General features: G+C 47.8%; 18 protein-coding genes and 1 tRNA gene. 11 read left to right on the top strand and 8 right to left on the bottom strand.

Annotated elements, in window-relative coordinates:
• Nucleotides 1-217 precede the first annotated feature (217 nt).
• Nucleotides 218-1,180: a sugar kinase gene (locus AAX04_RS00445; protein WP_066792661.1), complete on the top strand. Its 963-nt coding sequence runs from the start codon at nucleotides 218-220 to the stop codon at nucleotides 1,178-1,180.
• Between the two features lie 192 nt (nucleotides 1,181-1,372).
• Here the strand turns inward: AAX04_RS00445 and AAX04_RS00440 are convergent, their stop codons facing one another.
• The 3 genes from AAX04_RS00440 to AAX04_RS00430 all read right to left on the bottom strand — a co-directional run bounded on the left by AAX04_RS00440 (nucleotide 1,373) and on the right by AAX04_RS00430 (nucleotide 5,200).
• On the bottom strand, nucleotides 1,373-2,149 hold the full coding sequence (locus tag AAX04_RS00440) for a sugar phosphate isomerase/epimerase (RefSeq protein ID WP_066792659.1): 777 nt from the start codon (nucleotides 2,147-2,149) through the stop codon (nucleotides 1,373-1,375).
• Nucleotides 2,150-2,152: 3 nt separating this feature from the next.
• Nucleotides 2,153-3,277: a Gfo/Idh/MocA family protein gene (locus AAX04_RS00435; RefSeq protein ID WP_066792655.1), complete on the bottom strand. Its 1,125-nt coding sequence runs from the start codon at nucleotides 3,275-3,277 to the stop codon at nucleotides 2,153-2,155.
• A 132-nt stretch (nucleotides 3,278-3,409) separates the two neighbouring features.
• Nucleotides 3,410-5,200, bottom strand: coding sequence for a molybdopterin-dependent oxidoreductase (locus tag AAX04_RS00430; RefSeq protein ID WP_066792653.1), 1,791 nt, complete (start codon nucleotides 5,198-5,200; stop codon nucleotides 3,410-3,412).
• 161 nt (nucleotides 5,201-5,361) lie between these two features.
• Here AAX04_RS00430 and AAX04_RS00425 point away from each other — a divergent pair, with 161 nt between their 5' ends.
• Nucleotides 5,362-6,069 carry a GNAT family N-acetyltransferase gene (locus AAX04_RS00425; protein WP_238377737.1) on the top strand — a complete coding sequence of 236 codons (708 nt, stop codon included), beginning with the start codon at nucleotides 5,362-5,364 and terminating at the stop codon, nucleotides 6,067-6,069.
• 210 nt (nucleotides 6,070-6,279) lie between these two features.
• Here the strand turns inward: AAX04_RS00425 and AAX04_RS00420 are convergent.
• Nucleotides 6,280-6,375 (bottom strand) — tRNA-Ala (locus AAX04_RS00420).
• 387 nt (nucleotides 6,376-6,762) lie between these two features.
• Here AAX04_RS00420 and AAX04_RS00415 point away from each other — a divergent pair.
• From AAX04_RS00415 to prs, 5 genes are read left to right on the top strand one after another with little or no spacing between them, the layout of a single operon-like run.
• Nucleotides 6,763-7,176 carry a DsrE/DsrF/DrsH-like family protein gene (locus AAX04_RS00415; protein ID WP_066792652.1) on the top strand — a complete coding sequence of 138 codons (414 nt, stop codon included), beginning with the start codon at nucleotides 6,763-6,765 and terminating at the stop codon, nucleotides 7,174-7,176.
• Between the two features lie 9 nt (nucleotides 7,177-7,185).
• Nucleotides 7,186-7,428 carry a sulfurtransferase TusA family protein gene (locus AAX04_RS00410; RefSeq protein ID WP_202904393.1) on the top strand — a complete coding sequence of 81 codons (243 nt, stop codon included), beginning with the start codon at nucleotides 7,186-7,188 and terminating at the stop codon, nucleotides 7,426-7,428.
• A gap of 6 nt (nucleotides 7,429-7,434) precedes the next feature.
• Nucleotides 7,435-8,628, top strand: a complete 1,194-nt coding sequence (locus AAX04_RS00405; RefSeq protein WP_066792651.1) for an NAD(P)/FAD-dependent oxidoreductase — start codon at nucleotides 7,435-7,437, stop codon at nucleotides 8,626-8,628.
• Nucleotides 8,629-8,633: 5 nt separating this feature from the next.
• Complete coding sequence (locus tag AAX04_RS00400; RefSeq protein ID WP_084761106.1) at nucleotides 8,634-9,248, top strand: DUF1641 domain-containing protein; 615 nt, start codon at nucleotides 8,634-8,636, stop codon at nucleotides 9,246-9,248.
• Nucleotides 9,249-9,281: 33 nt separating this feature from the next.
• A complete protein-coding gene (prs, locus tag AAX04_RS00395) occupies nucleotides 9,282-10,136 on the top strand; it encodes a ribose-phosphate diphosphokinase (RefSeq protein ID WP_066792647.1) in 855 nt (284 codons plus the stop codon).
• A 298-nt stretch (nucleotides 10,137-10,434) separates the two neighbouring features.
• On the opposite strand, the gene AAX04_RS00390 is transcribed toward prs, so the two are convergent.
• Nucleotides 10,435-11,160, bottom strand: coding sequence for a nucleotidyltransferase family protein (locus AAX04_RS00390; protein ID WP_066792644.1), 726 nt, complete (start codon nucleotides 11,158-11,160; stop codon nucleotides 10,435-10,437).
• Between the two features lie 230 nt (nucleotides 11,161-11,390).
• Here AAX04_RS00390 and AAX04_RS11730 point away from each other — a divergent pair, with 230 nt between their 5' ends.
• Nucleotides 11,391-11,567, top strand: a complete 177-nt coding sequence (locus tag AAX04_RS11730; protein ID WP_156519614.1) for a hypothetical protein — start codon at nucleotides 11,391-11,393, stop codon at nucleotides 11,565-11,567.
• A gap of 312 nt (nucleotides 11,568-11,879) precedes the next feature.
• Here AAX04_RS11730 and AAX04_RS00385 read toward each other — a convergent pair whose 3' ends face one another.
• Nucleotides 11,880-12,443, bottom strand: coding sequence for a hypothetical protein (locus AAX04_RS00385; RefSeq protein WP_066792642.1), 564 nt, complete (start codon nucleotides 12,441-12,443; stop codon nucleotides 11,880-11,882).
• A gap of 167 nt (nucleotides 12,444-12,610) precedes the next feature.
• Complete coding sequence (locus tag AAX04_RS00380) at nucleotides 12,611-13,636, bottom strand: ROK family protein (protein ID WP_066792640.1); 1,026 nt, start codon at nucleotides 13,634-13,636, stop codon at nucleotides 12,611-12,613.
• A gap of 484 nt (nucleotides 13,637-14,120) precedes the next feature.
• Here AAX04_RS00380 and AAX04_RS00375 point away from each other — a divergent pair, with 484 nt between their 5' ends.
• Nucleotides 14,121-15,287 carry an MFS transporter gene (locus AAX04_RS00375; RefSeq protein ID WP_066792638.1) on the top strand — a complete coding sequence of 389 codons (1,167 nt, stop codon included), beginning with the start codon at nucleotides 14,121-14,123 and terminating at the stop codon, nucleotides 15,285-15,287.
• Here AAX04_RS00375 and AAX04_RS00370 read toward each other — a convergent pair.
• Nucleotides 15,284-15,811, bottom strand: coding sequence for a nucleoside-triphosphatase (locus AAX04_RS00370; protein WP_162270095.1), 528 nt, complete (start codon nucleotides 15,809-15,811; stop codon nucleotides 15,284-15,286). The genes AAX04_RS00375 and AAX04_RS00370 overlap by 4 nt on opposite strands.
• Before the next feature lie 95 nt (nucleotides 15,812-15,906).
• Here AAX04_RS00370 and AAX04_RS00365 point away from each other — a divergent pair, with 95 nt between their 5' ends.
• Nucleotides 15,907-16,122, top strand: coding sequence for a 50S ribosomal protein L24e (locus AAX04_RS00365; protein WP_066792708.1), 216 nt, complete (start codon nucleotides 15,907-15,909; stop codon nucleotides 16,120-16,122).
• Nucleotides 16,123-16,175: 53 nt separating this feature from the next.
• Entirely contained in the window at nucleotides 16,176-17,984 is a 1,809-nt protein-coding gene (locus tag AAX04_RS00360; protein ID WP_066792636.1) for a hypothetical protein, read from the top strand.
• The last annotated feature ends 303 nt before the right edge of the window (nucleotides 17,985-18,287 follow it).

The following is an 18,287-nucleotide window of genomic DNA, read 5'->3' as shown; positions in this document are numbered from 1 at the left end:
ATTGCAACTTGCGTAATCAACCATGTAGCGGGTTTAAGAGTGATGTGCGTTAACAAGGGGGTCATGAAGAGTGCGATTATGCATACCTGCTCTTACTAAAAGGTTTATGTCAATTTTAGTATGGGCAGGATGAAGTGGCGGGGACTTGATTGCTTAATTTTTGCGTTGAGGGGAGTATTAATTAAGATGTTGCGTTTAACCTTAAAGGTGTTGATGCATGTCATTGGATGTTGTGTCTCTTGGTGAGTTGCTTGTGGAGTTTGTTAGGAGGGAGAGGGATGTTATGCATACTGTGCCGGGGGATTATGTGGGCCCTTTCCCTAGTGGTGCACCCGCTATAACTATTGATAGCTGTGCCAGGCTTGGCTTGAGGTCTGGTTTCATAGGTGTTGTTGGTGCTGATGATTTTGGTGAAATGCTTGCATTGAAACTTAAATCCGACGGCGTCGACACCTCTAGGATTAGGGTTGATGAGGGGTCAGCTACGGCTATGGCTTTTGTTGCCTATAGGTCTGATGGCAGCAGGAGGTTCGTATTTACACTGAAGTCCTCGGCATCAGCAAGGCTCTCACTGGTTGATGTGGACCCAGAGTATGTGGCTAAGGCTAGGGTCCTCCACATTTCCGGGTCCACAATGTACATAAGCAAGTCCTCTCGTGAAGCCTGCATGAGGGCTGTAGAGGTGGTTAAGGGCAGTAATACTATCATCACCCTGGACCCCAATATCAGGTTGGAGTTAGAGTCCCTGGAGAGAATTAGGGAAGTGATGAGGGAGGTAATTAGGCATGTCAATATACTCCTTGTGGGTGAGGATGAGCTTTTAATGATTACAGGGGTCAATGATATTAGCTTAGCGATACGTAGGGCATTTGAGTGGGGTTTGGACATGGAGATGGTTGTTGTTAAGAGGGGTAGGAGAGGCTCATTAGCGGTCACGAGCCATGGTGAAGCTGTTGAAGTGCCAGCGTTCCCTGTTAGGGAAGTTGACCCCACGGGTGCTGGAGACGTTTTCAACGCCGCATTTATCTACGGAGTCTTAAAGAATTGGAAACTGGATAAAATCCTCCTCTTCGCAAACGCTGCAGGAGCCATTAAAGTTGGGAAGGTGGGGCCTATGGAGGGGCCTAAATCCTACAATGAGGTAGTTGAATTCATTAAAGAGAAAGGGTATACATTTTAATGGTGAAACAATAACCACACCAAGTGTGAAAGCAATTCCGACATGAATCGCTTAAACATGATGTCTTAACATACATGAACATGGCAAAGGAGCCGCATACACCTATCTACGCAGACCCTGTTAGAAAGGTATCATTGTTTTCCTTTAAGCCGGTAACTCATGGGTTTTAGCCGTATTGAATTTTAAGGGTGATTAGGCTACTGTGCTTAGCATGTTCCTTAGGTTCTTTAGGCTAACCTTAACGGTTTCGATGGGCGGCTTGTATGGGTACTCCTCATTCTCAATGATTAGCCACTCAGTTCCACCGTACTTCCTCAGGGCGCCCAGTATCTCAACCCAGTTCAACTCACCCTCACCAACGGCCACATTATAGCCCTTGCTCCTTGAGTAATCCTTAACGTGAACAGTAAGCGCCCTGCCGCTGTACCTCTTAATCAAGTCGACAATGTCGCTGTTACTTAAGCCAGCCCTATAGGCATGGCCCAGGTCTATTTGGGCTATGACACCGCTGTTAGTATTGCTGAAGACTAGGTGGAATGGTAACTCACCCTCCACTGGTTGGAATTCAAGCCAGTGGTTGTGGTAGCCTATCCTCATGCCGAAACCGCCCAGTATCCTCGACCAGTCATTAAGCATACCCGCAAACCTCAACCAACCAGCCCTCCCCCTCCTCCACTCCTCAGGTACACCCGGTATTATCAGGTTCCTATTCCAAAGCAGCCTATTGTACTCAATGGTCTTATTCAACTCCTCCCCAATGAAGCCGTTAACGCCTATGTGGGCCCCAGCCACCTCTAGGCCAACCTTATCTAGGAACTCCCTCCACTCCAACGCCGACTTACCGTAGAAGCCCGCGAACTCAACCCCATCAAACCCAGCCTCCGCAACCTCCCTCACAGTCCCGAAGGGGTCCTTGGGCATATCATCTCTGAGCGAGTACAACTGCAAACCAACCTTCAACTTGGCCACTACTCACCACCCCATCGACTCATAAACCCACTGCGGAATATTAACACTCACCTCCCTACCAGCCTCAGCGGACTTGTAAATGGCCTCAATTATGGCCGTTGTCAGTAACCCCTGTTCACCCGTGCAGGCTGGGTATGGCGCCTTAGCCCCACCCTTAACTATGGCGTCTATGAACGCCTTATCCTCAAGGGCGTAGGCTGACTGCTGCTGGCCAATCATAGGCGTTGATGTTACGTACTCCTCATCAACACTATGTATGTAGCTTATTGAATTACCACTATAGTGCAACCCACCCTCAGTGCCAATTATGGCTACCTCATGCCTATCCTCATTAATGTAGGTGGCCCAGGTGGCCTCAATATACATTGTTAAACCATCTTCAAACCTAACAAGGCCCATGGCGAAGTCCTCAACATCCATTGGAGCCGTGTATGCGAACTGCGATGTAATTGGGACCGGGTAATCCATCCTCATGTAGGTTTTGTCGGAAAAGGCTGAGTAAACCTTACCGATAACTGAGACTGGCCTTGGGAAGTTAACCATAAACATTGTTGCATCTATAGTGTGAACACCAATATCCCACATTGGCCCACCACCGGAGTACTTCCTCTGTAGGAACGTTACCGTTGAGGGTATACCCCTCCTCCTCAGGTGAAGCGCCCTAATGTGGTAGATCCTACCAAGCCTACCATTTGTCACAAACTTCCTACCCACCTGTATGTTCCTCTGGAACCTCATATGGTGCCCAACCATAAGTATCCTCTGCCTCCTCCTAGCCGTCTCAACCATCTTGACGGCATCCTCGAGACTTATTGCCATCGGCTTCTCAGTGAGCACGTGGGCACCATTCTCAAGGGCATCAATGGCCACTGGGGCATGTAAGGCATTTGGAGTTGCTATGATAACTGCATCGGGGTTTTCCTTAGAAAGCATCTCCCTGTAATCACTGTAGAAGTTTAACTTATACTTCTCTAGGAACTCAGAAACCCTAGCCCTATCCACATCGGCGCAGGCCACGAGTTTAACATTAGGCAGCTGGACTAGGTTTGGTGCATGGGCACCTTGTACAATACCTCCACAGCCCACGAAACCAACCTTAACAACCCCAGTTTGAGGAACTGAGGACATAGTTATCTCTGATACAAATATACGCTATTTAAAAGCATTATGCCTTAAGGATACTATTCAGCTTAATGCGCCTGAATGAGCCTTAAGTTGCCTATATAGTATAATTACCCTTGCCTATAATGGCCGTTAGCCTCAACCTTTAGCTGCACGTAGCTTAACTTTAATTCCATTCAACCTGGGTGTGTTGGCGTACTTACCTTTAATGGGTTCAATTATACTGTTGATTGGTTTACCCTCGAGGTCTATTAGGCTACTTTTGTAGATAAGCACAATGCCCTTGGGTATGTTGGGGTCCTTAACGGCCTTAACCTTAACGCTACCGTACCTGCTTTCAAGAATCACCACACCCTCGTAATCGTGGATGTAGGCAATGGGCTCCAGGCTACCGTACACCTCACGGAATTGCGTATTGGTGTATAGTGGGTGTGATGAGAACACGAGGTATGCTTCACCATCCTTCAGTGGCTCAGGCTCAATTGGGCTGGGTAGCGGCAATGCGTCTGGTTCATCACTGGGCAGGTACCTAGGCGTCATTTTAACAATCTTCCTCTCCCTAAGCTCGCTCAACGTAACCCCAGCGCCCCTTATCGCCCTATCCACTGCATCCCAGGGATCCTCCTCAAGGAGTGGGTGAGTGATGCCCATTTCCCTTGCTATGGCCCTAACTAGGTCAACCTCTGTAATGCCCATTGGGGCCCTAATGGGTTCATTGTAAACCAGGTAGTTGTGCCAGTAGCTATACACGACGTCGTACTTCTCAAGGAAAGTTGGGGCTGGTATGACCACGTCGGCTATCTTGGCTGTGTCAGACCAGTACGGATCGTGAACTATCAATGTAACCCTACCCTCCCTAACAGCCTCAATAAGCCTGTCACCGCCGGGTAGTGTTAGTACTGGGTTTTCATTCCAGGCGTAAATAACGTCAAACTCACCACGTTCAATGAACTCCCCAAACTCAGCCATTGGAACCACTCTAAGTGACCTAGCCATGTGTAAACCCCTCAGGTAATTGAAGTCAATCCCCCAGCCCATGGAGTTTGAGTAATAGTACCCCCTCCTCAAGCCCACTAGGGCCGGTATCAGTGATATGAGGCCTATGGCATCCCCACCGTTTAGAGACCTGCCGAGGGCAAAGCCTATCAGGGTTACGGGTTTATGGTCGTGGTAAAACTCGGCAAGCCACTTAATTTCATCCACCTTAACACCACTCACGTCAGACAGGTAGCTTAATGTGTATTGCTTGACGTAACTGGCTAAATCCTCAAGGTGCCTCACCTTACCCTCCACAAGCCCCTCCTCTATGATAACCTTAACCACCCCGAGGGCCAGGAACACGTCAGTGCCTGGCTTAACAATAATAGCAATATCTGACTTCCTAGCCGTGTCACTGAGCCTAACATCCACAGCCACCTTCACCATCCCAGCCTTAACCAGCAGCGCCCATATGTGCGGGGCCGAGGTGCTTGCTGGGAAGGCCCAGAGGACCGCGGCCTTAAACCCCTGGAGGTCCTCGGGGAGTGCACCCATGCTTGTGCCGTAATGCACCCTTATTGCCTCATGCCCCTCCGAGGAGCAGATTGACCTATCCGTCTGTGACGCACCAAGCACGTTAAACAACCTGTCTGGGTAATACCAGGTTAACAACCCTTGATTCCCATCGTAGTCTGTACGTAGTATTCTAGCCGGGTTCCTCTTCAGCGCCTCCCTCAGCAACTTAGCCACATACTTAATAGCCTCATCGACGCTAACCTCCTTACCATCGATGTAGGCTGAGGAGACCCTATTCCTCCCATTCCTGGTTAAGTCAGCCCTACCCCTGGCACAGGTAAAGCCATTAATGGGGAACATCCTCAATGGCTCATACTTATTATTGAATATGCACGTATCGTAGCAATCCCTAGTACACGCGATCAACCCCTCCATACAGCAACTAGCCACATGTAATTGGGCTTTAAAAACCTTAAGACTGGGATAACTATCCACTCCACGCTGCAGTTACCGCCATTGAGACCCAGATTTACGAGAGTTGGATCATAAAGCTTTATTACCCTACAAACAAAACGTGAGATCAAGGTGAAGCCAGGGTGGATGTGGTCGTCAGGAGGGCCACCGAATCCGATATTCCTCAGGTAGTTGGTTTCACAAGGGACACCTTTACCTGGGGCGATTACGTGCCGAGGGTAATTAATAAGTGGGTTAAGGATGGTACAGCTTACGTCGCCTTAATTAATGAGGAGGTTATTGGTGTAGTGAACCTAGTGCTATTACCGACTGGCGTTGCCTGGCTTGAGGGTATTAGAGTCAAAGCAACCTATAGGAGGCGTGGTGTGGGCACTGCATTAACCAACTACGTCCTTAACCTAGCTAGGGTGAAGGGTGCCAGATACGCAATGCTGATGATCGCCGAGTGGAATAATGCAAGCCATGGGTTAGCCCGTAAACTAGGCTTTAAACCCATACTCAATGTACATGGAGGAGTTGTGAAGGAATCCCCAGTGCACCGTGAGACGGATCGCGAAAGGATGAGGAAGTTAATTGATGGGGCGCTGAATAAAACTGGGGGATACTTCTGCAGCGCCGTTGATCATTGGGTTTGCACGAGGGCTGACGTTAACTACGTCTTATCGGTAACGAGGGATGTTTACATTGGCGAGAAAGGGTTAGGATTTGATAGAGGCTTCTCCGTCGGACAACCCACGACACCGATAAGGATGGAAATGCTAACCACCGAGTATGGTGACTTTGAGGAGTACTTCGGCAGGTTTATAGTTTACGAACTAGCCCTATACTGACCCCTTCCCCGCCCTTGAGGGTGGGGGTTTCTTGGGGTCTTGGAGGTTACCCCGCTTTATCGGGGCTACTGAATATCCCCACGTAGTGAGGCGACCCCGCCATAAATGGCGAGGTTTGCCGTTTGTAGTATCATTGATTCGAATGGTACTCCTAGTAAGGCTTACCCAGTAAATTCAGGGCTAAGAAGGTTTTGATAAGGTAATGGCACTTGGTGGACCGGCCGGGACTTGAACCCGGGATCTCCCGCGATCCAGTGCCCAGGGGCACCGCCGAGCGGGCATCCTTCCAGGCTAGACTACCGGCCCGCCACCTAGCTTAAATTCCCCTCCCTTTTTAAGCGCTTCCCTATTGGCAATGGTCAGTACTTTTACACATTACCGTAAGACTTAGGTTACCTGGCACTGTGAAGCACTCATCCGGTTCCCCATTAATGCGCCGGTGGCTTTTAACCTCCCAGCACAGTGAAGTTATGGGAAATCAACTTAACCTTAGATAATACCTACCTAGGTGAATTGTGATGAACTGAACCACCGAGTGAATTAATGATCTAGGCCAGCAGATCTGAAACATTTTAAATAGCTAAATTATGTTTCACAAAGCTACCCTTAATAAACTTTTCCATCGTAGTGCCGATGATTGCCTTTACGATGGAAAAGTTTACATACATATGTTCTATTTCACATTTGACCGGTATGGGTAGTGAAAAGATAAGTATGATTGTCTTCTCGGGTACGGATGATAGACTAATACCAGTCGGTGTAATAACGCAGGCGGCTGCGGCTCTGGGTTACGAGGTTAACATATTCATAACGGGCTGGGCGTTAACCAAGGTACTTAGGAAGCCTGCCCAGCCTGTTTGGCCCAAGGAGTTTGAGCAAATGGTACCAGCCCTACAGCAGGGTATGGCTAGGATCAAGGCTCCAAGTTGGGTTGAGATGGTTAAGCAGGGTAAGGAGCTGGGTAAGGTTAAGGTCTATGCCTGCTCAATGATGGCTGAGGCCATGGGTCTTAAGAAGGAGGACTTCGACCCAAGCATCGTCGACGACGTAGTTGGCGTAACCACGTTCCTGGAGATGGCCAAGGGTGGGCAGGTACTCTTCATATAGGTGGTGGGCATGAGCCAGGGTAACAGGATAACGGTGGATGCAAGGGGGATTGCTTGCCCAGGTCCAATAACCGAGTTGATTAAGGCCTACAGGAACGCCAAGAACGGCGATGTAATAGAGGTTTGGGCAACTGACCCAGGCTTCGAGCCTGATGTCAAGGCTTGGATAAGTAGGACTGGCAATCAACTGGTGGAGCTTAGGAAGGAGCAGGACAAAATAATAGCGGTGATTAAGGTCACGGCCAAGAGGTGATGAATCATGGGTAGCGTTAAAAAGAGGGTAGTCATCGTTGGCGGAGGTACTGGAGGCTTAGTTTTAGCTAATAGGCTGCCTAAGGACGAATTCGAGGTAATGGTGGTGGATAAGCAGCCCTACAACTACTTCCTACCGTGGCTACTCTACATAGCCTTCAAGGGCTCTAGGAAGCCCATAAAAAGGGAGATAACAACCTTGATTAAGCCTTGGGTTAACTTCATACAGTCCGGCGCCAGGTTAATTAACCTGAATGATAGGTACGTTGAACTGGAGAACGGTAAAAGGCTAGGCTACGATTACCTAGTGGTGGCCACTGGGGCCACTGTTGACTACTCCAAGATCCCAGGTTTAAGTAAGGTAATTGACCTATACGGCAATTACCACAGTAATGAGGAGAACGCCTGGAAGGTGTGGAGGACGATTAATAGTATTAAGGAGGGTACCTTAGCGTTCATACTTGCCTACGAACGCTACAGATGCCCCCCAAGCCCACTGGAGGGTGTTTTACTAGCCGATGAGTACCTTAGGGAGATGGGCGTTAGAGATAAGGTTAAGGTTGTCTACGCCACATCATACCCAAGGCCCTACCCAGCTGAACCCATGAATGAGGTTGTTGAGCCTATATTAAAGGAGCGTGGCATTGAGGTTACCACCTTCTTCACCCTTGACAGTATTGATGCCGATAAGGGCGTGGCTTACTCTGTAGAGGGTGAGGAGCTTAAATTCAACGCCGCAATAGTCATACCACCTCACATTGGGGTTAACATTAAGTACAACCCTGATAATGTACTTGACCCAGATGGCTTCGTCCTAGCTGATAAGGATACCAACAGGATTAAGGGATTCGACGACGCCTTCGTTATAGGCGATGCATCCGCACTACCAGTAGCCAAAACCGGGGTAACGGCGCACCTGCAGGCTACAGTGGTGGCTAAGATACTCACAGGTGGCTATGCACGTAACACGGGTAGGACCCACTGCCCCTTCGACATGGGCTACGGCTTAGGCACATTCGTCATAAGCGATGGTACCCATGGCACCGTTAAGTACCCACCTAATAGGGTTAATCACCTGTTTAAGATGGCCTTCGCCTCATCATACTGGAGTATGCTTAAGTACCCTGAATTGTGGGATCCATTAATGGAGGCTTACTTCAACGCAACTGCACCTGAAAAGCTAAAGAACATTTACGGGTAATAACTATGAGTAGTTTAAAAGCCCAGGTCAACGTGCCTATTATGACGAGTGAATCAAGTGAGGATAAGTTGGCTAGTTTAATAAGCATGGAGAACCTTGATGCCGTAAGTAAACTGGTGTCAATAGCTAAAAGGCTCAATGAACTAGGCCTACTCGACCTAGTCAACGATCTGCTGAGTGATGAAGAGTTCCTGAGGGAGGTGTTCAACCAGCTACTAACCACAGATAACGTAGTCCTCCTGGCTAACATGGAGAACCTAGTCAAGCTACTGGCAAAGTTAAGCGATAGGAAAATGGTTGAGCAACTAACTAAACTGTTAACATTACTAGGCATGCTTAGTGATAGTGGATTAGTTGATTCAATGGGCGCCCTGTTGAGTAATGGCGATGCCATAAAGGCTATGCAGGACTTGGTTGCGTCAATAGGTGACTCGCTACCCCTATTATCAAAGGTTAAACTCAGCGAGGCGGTCAAGGCAGCTGTCGAGTCGGTCAAGGCTGGTGAATCCGTATCAGTGGTGGCACTGCTCAGGAAGCTGATGACTGATCCAAACGTTAAGAGGGGTTTATTATTCATCGTGGGGTTCCTTGAGGGCGTTGGAAAACAGTTAAGCCAATAGTTTAAAAACACCGTTAATTTACATCTTCACCATATGGGTAGGGTGGTTTTATTCGATGAGCATTCAAGGGATTTGGGGCCTAACGTGGCGGCTAGGATAAATGCCAATGCCAGTGAGGTGACTCACAAATACTTCCCTGATGGTGAGCAGTACGTTAGGGTCACTACCAAGCTTAATGGTGATGATGTTCTTTACGTGACCAGGCTGTACCCTAACCAGGACCAGGGGTTAATCAGGGTCATGCTGCTTGTGGATGCCGTTAAGGGGCTTGGAGCGTCCAGGATAGGGTTATTCATACCCTACATGCCCTACGCCAGGCAGGATAGGAGGTTCCTTGAGGGTGAACCAGTGAGCATAAACGTGCTGTTGAACACCCTTAAGAACCTTGGGGTGGATTACCTGTACGTGGTTGATCTTCACAAACCCCAGAGCCTTAACGGGTTTAATGGCTTCATAAACCTTAAACCGTTTAAACTATACGCCGAAGCCCTGAGGGGTTTAGGGAACCCCGTCGTTGTAAGCCCTGACTTGGGCTCCCTTTGGAGGGCGCAAGAGTTAGCCAATGAACTTGGGGTTGAGTACGACTACTTGGAGAAGCATAGGGATAGGTATACGGGTGAGGTTTCATTCACATTGAGGAGCATAAATGTTAAGGGCAAGGACATAGTCATAATTGATGACATAATATCCACGGGGGGAACTATAATCGGCGCTGCTAATGTACTCAGGGGGATGGGTGCGTCAAGCATCACTGTGGTGGCCACCCACTGCATAATGATAGGTGAGGCCGAGGCCAAGTTAAGTAGGGCCGTTGATAAGGTTTACTGTAGTAATTCAATACCCGGCAAGTACTCCGTGTTCGACGTGGCACAGCTACTACCACTATGATGATTGATGTTAAGGTGCATATTAAAAGGATATTAAACTATTAAGGGGCAGTTTCAGTTTTCATAGCTATTCGTGGCGCTTATTTTCATTGATGCCTAAGGCATCGCATCTATAAATCCAGCCCAAATACCCCTAATTGTGCCCCTGGGTTTCCGAGACCCGCAGAGCTAGGAAGCCCATGGCGACGGGTGGGGAGCCACTGCGGTGAGGGGGCCCAGGGAGACCATTGAGAGGTAGATGGCGGTTCATCATTCCCCGCCATCTACTGAGAAACAGTTGCCGTTACCATTTCTATATGTTAATGTCTAACGCTGCTGTTAACCATTTTATTGAAAACACCTTGTTCGTTGATGGCCTTATCAGCCTCCTCCAAATCCTTAAGCGTGTCTATCGACTTCCAGTAAACGTCACTGTACGATACCCCAAGAAGCTTCTTATCCCTAGCCAGCCTGGGGAACGTGTGAACCTCAATGTCCCCCTTCTCAGGTAGGTAATCCTTAATCAACTTCCTTAGGGCATACACGCCGGCGTTTATGAGGTAGGGCAACTGCGGCTTCTCCTGGAAGTTAACTATGAACCCCCTCTCATCAACCTGAACTATGCCGTATGGACTCCTGAGGGGTGTCAATGCAATGGCGCCGATTGCGTCATTGCTGAGCGCATTTAGTAGCCTACCTACACCAAGGTTAGTTATTATGTCACCATTGACTACTATGAAGTATTCATCGTTAATGTACTTCAATGCATTCTTAATAGCGCCACCAGTACCCAGGGGTTCACGCTCCACGCTGTAGTATACCTTAACGCCGAACTGGGAGCCATCGCCAACGTATTCGAATATCTTCCCACCCAGGTAACCGACGGCAAGTACTATGTCAGTTACACCCTGTTCCCTTAACCAGTCTATCTGCCAGGCTAGTATTGGCCTACCCGCAACCTCCACCAGCGGCTTGGGTCTATCATCCGTGAGCGGCCTAAGCCTTTTACCAAAACCACCAGCCAATATAACAGCCGTTAACCCCATAAACCAGTGAAAAACCTGGGTTATTAAACAATTACCCTAGGTTGTGCTTAATTCGGATTCACTAACCGTAGCTGTGTCTACATTAACTGTAATTATTTGCGGATAGGTGTAATTGTGCGGTCTGTGTGCTTCCGATGCAAGGTTTATAAATCCATGGGTGTAAAGTCTTGGTGGTGTTTACCCTGTGAGGGGGGGGGGTCCGCCTGTCTTTTTGGTGGATTCCTGAGGGTGTGTGTCATAAGGCTTTGAGGGCTGGGGTTGAGGTTGTTGATGGTAATCTGAGTGATTTGCTTTGGGATTTGGTGCTTCATAGGCATGCTATGCAGTGGGTTGTTGATGCATTGTGGGATTTAGACGAGGTTCCGAATAAGTCTCAATATTACATCAATTATTTTACGGCATTTTGAGGAATTAATGGCTTTAGGGCTCACGTTGCTAGGAACATTTATGATTACGCATTGGCGTTGGTTAAAGTGACTAGGGAAAGGCAGTGGTAGTAAGTCTGCAATTAGGAGGTTGAAAGTTCACAATGTTCGCACACAGGAGGCTTCAACATGCAATAGTGGCAAAGATGATTGAATACGGAGTGCCCGTAATAATTGTGGATCCAAGGAACACATCGAGTGTACCCCCCAATGAACAATGAAACCAGAGGAAGGGGGAGAAAGAGAAATGAAGGAATGAAGAAAGAAAAAGCCACCTACAAGTAACCCAATTAATTAACCACCAACCAGACCCGAACCCTTAATCCTGTGTATCTTTATCAAGCATCTGTCGCACACTATCACATCCTCAGTGACCGATTCGCCGTATATGTAGGACTTATGCTTATGCCTATACTTCACTATCATTTGTGCGCCGCATTTGGGGCATGGCCCATCAGGTTCATTAATGTTGGATACCTTAGATGAAAACGTGGTTAACGCCAGGTTAATAGTCTCCTCAAGCCGCTCCTCAAGCCTATATATGTCAACTGCGTAAACCTTAATGTTCAGGTGCATGCCATTCCAAACCCTAACCATGTCAACCAGCTTACTAACCTCATCAGCCATGTAAAACGCCCTATAAGAGACTACTACAATGCCATCCACCTTACTTAACCCCATCTTATCGACAAATTCAAGCGGGTCACTTATCAATAGGTAATCCTCGCTGGGCAGCCATATTAATAGGTTTAGGGAACCTAACCTAGCTATGAAGGATTCATCATTAAGCCTACTTAGGGTAAACCCCCTCTCGGTCATTATTCTACTTAAATCTTCAACAGCGTCCTCCCTTTCCATGTGTTTAACGCCACTCCGTAATTGCTTTTAAAGTTTTTAGAAATTCCAACAATCTGCAGCCTAACTGTGCCTTGATGATTAGGTAGGGTTATGAGGTAAGCTTAACCAGTACTCATTAAGGATGGGTGATGGAATGTTTCAGCAGCGAAAAGGGTGATGCCTATTAACTAGCCCTTTGATGTTGTAATCTCTCTTTCCTGGGATTCTATGAATGGTCTAAGGGAGTCCGGGACCCTTATGGCTAAGGCCGCAGCCCCAATTATACCTATATCGTCGCCGAAGCGTGTGCCCGTTATTTCAGGCATTCTATTGGCCACGTACCTCTTTACGTATCTGCTTAACCCATCCATGATTACGTCAGTGTTGTTGAGGAAGACACTACCGCCAAGTATTACGATTTCGGGGTCATAGGCATTTATCACATTAGCGACGCCGGCTGCTATAGCCTTAAGCACGTAGTCGATGAACTCCACGGCGAATGAATCCCCCCTCTTATATCCATTGAATATGTCCGGGGTTGTTGCCTTACCCTCCTTAACCATCAACGCCACCTCACTCATTTGACCCCTATACCGCTTCTCAAGGTACCAACGGGCACTTTTAGGTATGTTTCCACCACCTGCTATGGCCTCCAGGTGCCCATAGCCACCGCAGCCGCACTGCAAGTCGGATTCTATGTCAACCACCGCGTGGCCCATTTCATGCGCATTCCCATCCTTACCAACTAAGAGGTGCCCATCAACTATTACACCCATCCCAATGCCCGTGGACAGCGTTATGTAAACCACGTTATTCTTGCCAACACCTTGACCGAACAGGTATTCCCCCCAGACAGATGCCATTGCATCGTTACCGATGATTATGGGTAGCTTGAGGCCGATTCTTAATGGTGCGTAAAGCCTGAACCTCTTGACCCTCCACCTTAGGTTGGGGGCTATTATCACGTTACCTGTTTTAAGGTCAAGGGGCCCTATTGAACCTATACCCACCGCTGATATTGAGGGTAGGTACTTGGCTAGGTCTTCCTTAGCGCCCTTAATAATTATGTTAGCCACAGTATCCTCATTGCCCTCCGGTGGCATGGGAACCTTAATCTTCTCAATAACCCTACCGCCTCCATCTATAACCCCTATCCTAATGAAACTCGCACCCACGTCCACACCTAGGTAATACTGCACATTAACCACCCTCATATCTGAACAGCCTTGAAGTTTTAAAAGCATTATCCATGACAAAATGGTCAAGTCTCGCCCCTTTTAGGGGTGGGGTTGTCCCATTGTGTGGGGTCTTATGCGTCGGGTTATTAACCCCTGCTTTACTGCTGGGGTGTTTAATAACCCCGCAATAGGCAAGGTAACAACCAAGACCCCCACAGTCAAACCCCACCCAACAAGGCGGGGAGGGGGTCATAAGAACCCTTACGCAGATAAACAACGCACCTTACTGAACCTCCTTTGAGTATGTGCAAAGAAACCTGCAAAATACATTTTATCCTCAGCCACAGCTACCCTGTGGAGCAACATTACGCAACGGAAAAGAAATGTCATTGCTGTTAACTCACCTAACACCTTAACTCAGTCTTTTGCTTAATGTCTATGCTGTATCTGTGGTCGTAGTGGTTAAGTAATGTGCATGCTAAGGGGATAGGTTTAAATATCTAATGAACCTTCCAGTTTTGTGGATAAACTTAAACTGTATGTATTAATACAAAACCTTGCTAATGGCTTAACGCAACCGTTCATGGGATTCCTAGCCGTGGCCAACGGGGTCTCCAACATAGGCCTTGGCCTTGTTTCATCCGCAAACGGCTTCTTCGCTGGTTTAGTTCAATTACCCCTAAGGGGCCTCAACGAACCTGTTAAGCTTCTTAAGGTTTCAACGTTAGTATTGGCTGTGCTGTGGCTAACCATGGCCTTTGTATCCTACGGTAACCCTACGCTATATGTAGCCACCTACCTATCGATAGCGGCAGTTGGTGGTGTTTCATCCTACGCGTGGGCGTTGCTGATGGAGAGGGCAAGTAGGGGCTCTAGGGGTAGGGTACTTGCTGAGTATGGCTTCTTCGGCGCCGTGGGTAGCCTATTAGCCACCTTAACGGCTGGTTTAGTGGTGAAGGGGGATTACGGGTTAGCCAGGTACGTGTTCTTGACAGCCGCAATGTTAATAATGAGCAATGCATTCATTTTAACGCAGTTAAGCAGTATTAGGTATGATGGGGGCTTGGGTAGCATTAGGCAAAGTATTAGAGGTATTGAGAGGTTTCTAACGGCAACATTCCTATTCGCCATGGTGTGGTCCTTCGCCTGGCCGATATTCCCAGTGGCCCAATACTACGTATTCAACATGACCACTGAGCAGGTTGCCATACTGAGCATAGTGGGTGGTGCATCAACACTAATGCTTCAGAGACCAGTGGGTTCATTGGTGGATAGGCATAGGAGGTTAATGATGTTCCTGGGCAGGTTCCTACTAATAACATTCCCATTGATGTACGTGTTCTGCACGAACGTGTACCAGTTGTTTATCTTCAACGTGGTGTCCGGTTTCACCAACTCGGTGTCGAGTACGGCTTACATGGCGTACCTCTTCGATAACTCGAGGGATAAGAAGGGGGCGATAACAGTCTATAACGCTATCTATGGTACAGGAACCTTGGTTGGGTCACTGCTGGGTAGCACTGCGTTAACAATAGCTGAGCCGCTTGTCGGAGTCACTGATGCGGTTAGGTACCTACTAGTCATTGATGCCGCAGCCAGGGCTGGGGCGGCCGTGGCTTACCTTAAGCTGCCTGAGTTCAGCTCCCCCAGTAAGGGTACCTTAACCATCTCGGCTAGGGCTAACTAACCAACGCGCGTAATTAGGTCTCTTAAGTAGTTCAACACATCGCTAGCCACGGCATCCCTATTCACGTAGCTTAGCCTAAACACCCTACCAAGGCTTGAACGTGAACGTAACCAATCAGTCATCCTGACGTGGACTGTTACTATGAAGTGCCTTGACTTAACCACATCCTCAACCCTTGTTAGGAACAATGGGTGCTTCATCTCCATGGGACCCACCTCATCTATTACGTATAAATCTCCAGGTTCATTAAGCAGCGTCAACCCCCACTCCACAGCGTCAACATTGACGTGGTACCTCCCAACCATTGGACCCTCAACAGCACTAACGTGGGCCAGCCACCTCCACTCACCGCTATTAACATTAACTAGCCTAAAACCAACCCTGGTGCCCTGCTCCCTTGCCTCAATGGTATAGAATCCAGTGACCCCAACCCCCATTGCCCTAAGCCTTTCCACAACCTTAACCACCAGGGTTGTTTTACCCACACCAGGTGGCCCAGTTATGAAGGCGCCCAGCTCAGTCACATTAATGTGGCGTAGCAGTCTTTTTAAACAACCTGTACCTTAATCTTTAGGCATTGGGCGTCATGTTTAAAAGGGGGCTAGGGCATGAAGGCGTTGTGAGGATTTACAATTGCTCATACTGCGGGAGGCCAATACCGCCAGGTTATGGATTAATGTACGTGAGGGTTGATGGGGTTGTCCTGCGATTCTGCAGTAGAAAGTGCTTCGTCAGCATGGTTAAGATGGGTAGGAATCCGCAGAAGCAGGCCTGGGTTAGGAAGGCTAAGCGCGTTAAACAGGCTACTCAGCCAGGTAAACCAACGGCTAAGTGAACCTAATCTTATTAAACAATAGGTTAAATAGATCCTGGTTAAGATATCCAGTGATGATTAGGCTTACCGCATCTTTAATCATATTGCTGGCCACGGTACCCATACTTGCCGCTACCCCGAACTATGTGGTTAACTATGGGCTGCTTTACATCAACGGCTCATCTACCCCAGTATCACTACCGGTAAACGGCTCATTGGTCATACCCTTAAGGTGCATAGGTAACGTGGCGAATGTAACCCTGGTGATTGACCCAAGGTCTCAAATAGGGGTATCATCAGCGTTCCTTGTCCTTAATAATGGATCAGTAAGGCAGGTGGTTGGGTTAAATTCGCCTAAGTTGATCAATACGTGGATCAGCTGTGGAGACACCTATGGATTGGTTGTTAATGTGGCTAGCTACATGAAGATACCGCCAGTACTATATCTGTACAATGGCCTACCTTTAACCGGCAGCTTCAGCGGCTCTGGGTTGCTGGTGATTAACAACACGTCTCTACCTGGGTTAACACCGCTATACTCAATTATCGATCTCATGGTCATTGGTGGTTCAGTTAACCCATCATCACCCTTCACGTTCCTTGTTAATAGTAGTAGGTATGTTGTGAACACTAATGGCGTACCCATAGCTATAAACAAGTATGTTTACGTATCCTACACGGCGCCCGTAATATTTAAGGTAGCCAACGCAACCGTTTATTACTCAGTTAACGTAACATACTCAATACCAGCCACTGGCATGCCGTGGAGCGGATTGGCGATTCTAAGTAATGACTCCTCATACTACGTAGTTCACCTACAAGGCTCAATGAGTACGCTGAGCGGCGTGGTGCCAATGTTCATGCCGGGGGAGATGCTGGTTAGATTGAACGGATTGGTTAATTGGGCTGAGGTACAGGTAATGCTGAGTGTGAATCCATGGTGCTCCAATTACTTAATCCCAGCTCAAGTTGTCAATAACAATGTGGTGACTCAGGTACCATCTAACGTAACCCTTTACATAGGCAACGAGCCAGTGGCCAACCTGGTGGTCCTTGGCTTAGCTGGTGGTGAGGCATCGATAAATTTAAACAATGTGATAACAGGTGGTTCCTTAAGGGTCAGCACACTTGACGATTACCCCGTTAACGCAACAGTACTGCTCCTTGGTAATGGAATCTACACATTACTTAAAAACAACACGTGCTTAACCCCAGGTGTTTACTCAGTCATAGTCATGAGTAACGTAGGCTACTATAGGTTCACGGCTACGGTAAACCAATCATTAACCACCATAAGGATACCCGTATTTCACATTGTTAACCTAAACGTTACCCTAACCCAACTACCCTCAGTGTGTAACTATGTGTCACTCCTCATAAACTCCTCAATTCGGTCCATTAGTAGGTATGGTGATACGTTTAATGTAACCCTCGGCGACGTTAAATATGGATCTCGGATCGTGGCCAATGCTGTGGTTAATGGGTCAGTGGTTGGGTCAACCATGATTAAGGTCAACTCAAGTACATTAAACGTAACCATACCTGTAAGGGCTGTTAACGTTAAGGTAATGGGCCTATTAAACTCCCCAATCAACGCCATCGTTAATATTGGTGACCTGGCATTTCACATTAATGGTTCAGCGGTAATATGCGCACCAATTGGTGCGAATTACGCTACACTATATACACCCATGGGTTCTTTTACAGCCCCAGTAATAGATGGCTCAATATCAGTCACTGTCCCATATTACATTAATTTAAACTACCTGATCGCATTAATACTGGTAGTTGCAGTATTATCCCTAGCTGTGTTAGCGGTTAAAGTCATCGGAGGTAAAGGCAACAGGGATAATGGTGATGTAGTGATTGTTGTGGGAGATTAATACTGATCCCTTTCTCGCCTTTGAGCCCACCTTTAGTGTGGGCTACTGAGTACCCTGCCTAGTGTTGGTTATTAATCCACTACCATGAAACCCACACAGTGAAGCCACCCACCATGAATGGTAAGGCTTGCCGTTTGCTTTACCAACCTTCCATTCTTTTCACCGCTTATAAGCACGGCACTTGGTAACCTCATTTCTAGGCCTAGACTAGGGGGCTATGATTGAAATGGTAACTCGCATTTTTATGTTTTTGACTGCTGTAATGCAACATAACGCATAATCATAGGTTACGGATAACTTAAC

Source organism: Caldivirga sp. MU80 (assembly GCF_001663375.1).
Classification (GTDB): domain Archaea; phylum Thermoproteota; class Thermoprotei; order Thermoproteales; family Thermocladiaceae; genus Caldivirga.
The sequence above is the reverse complement of the archived record's forward strand: the minus strand, read 5'-3'. Positions and strand labels throughout refer to the sequence as shown.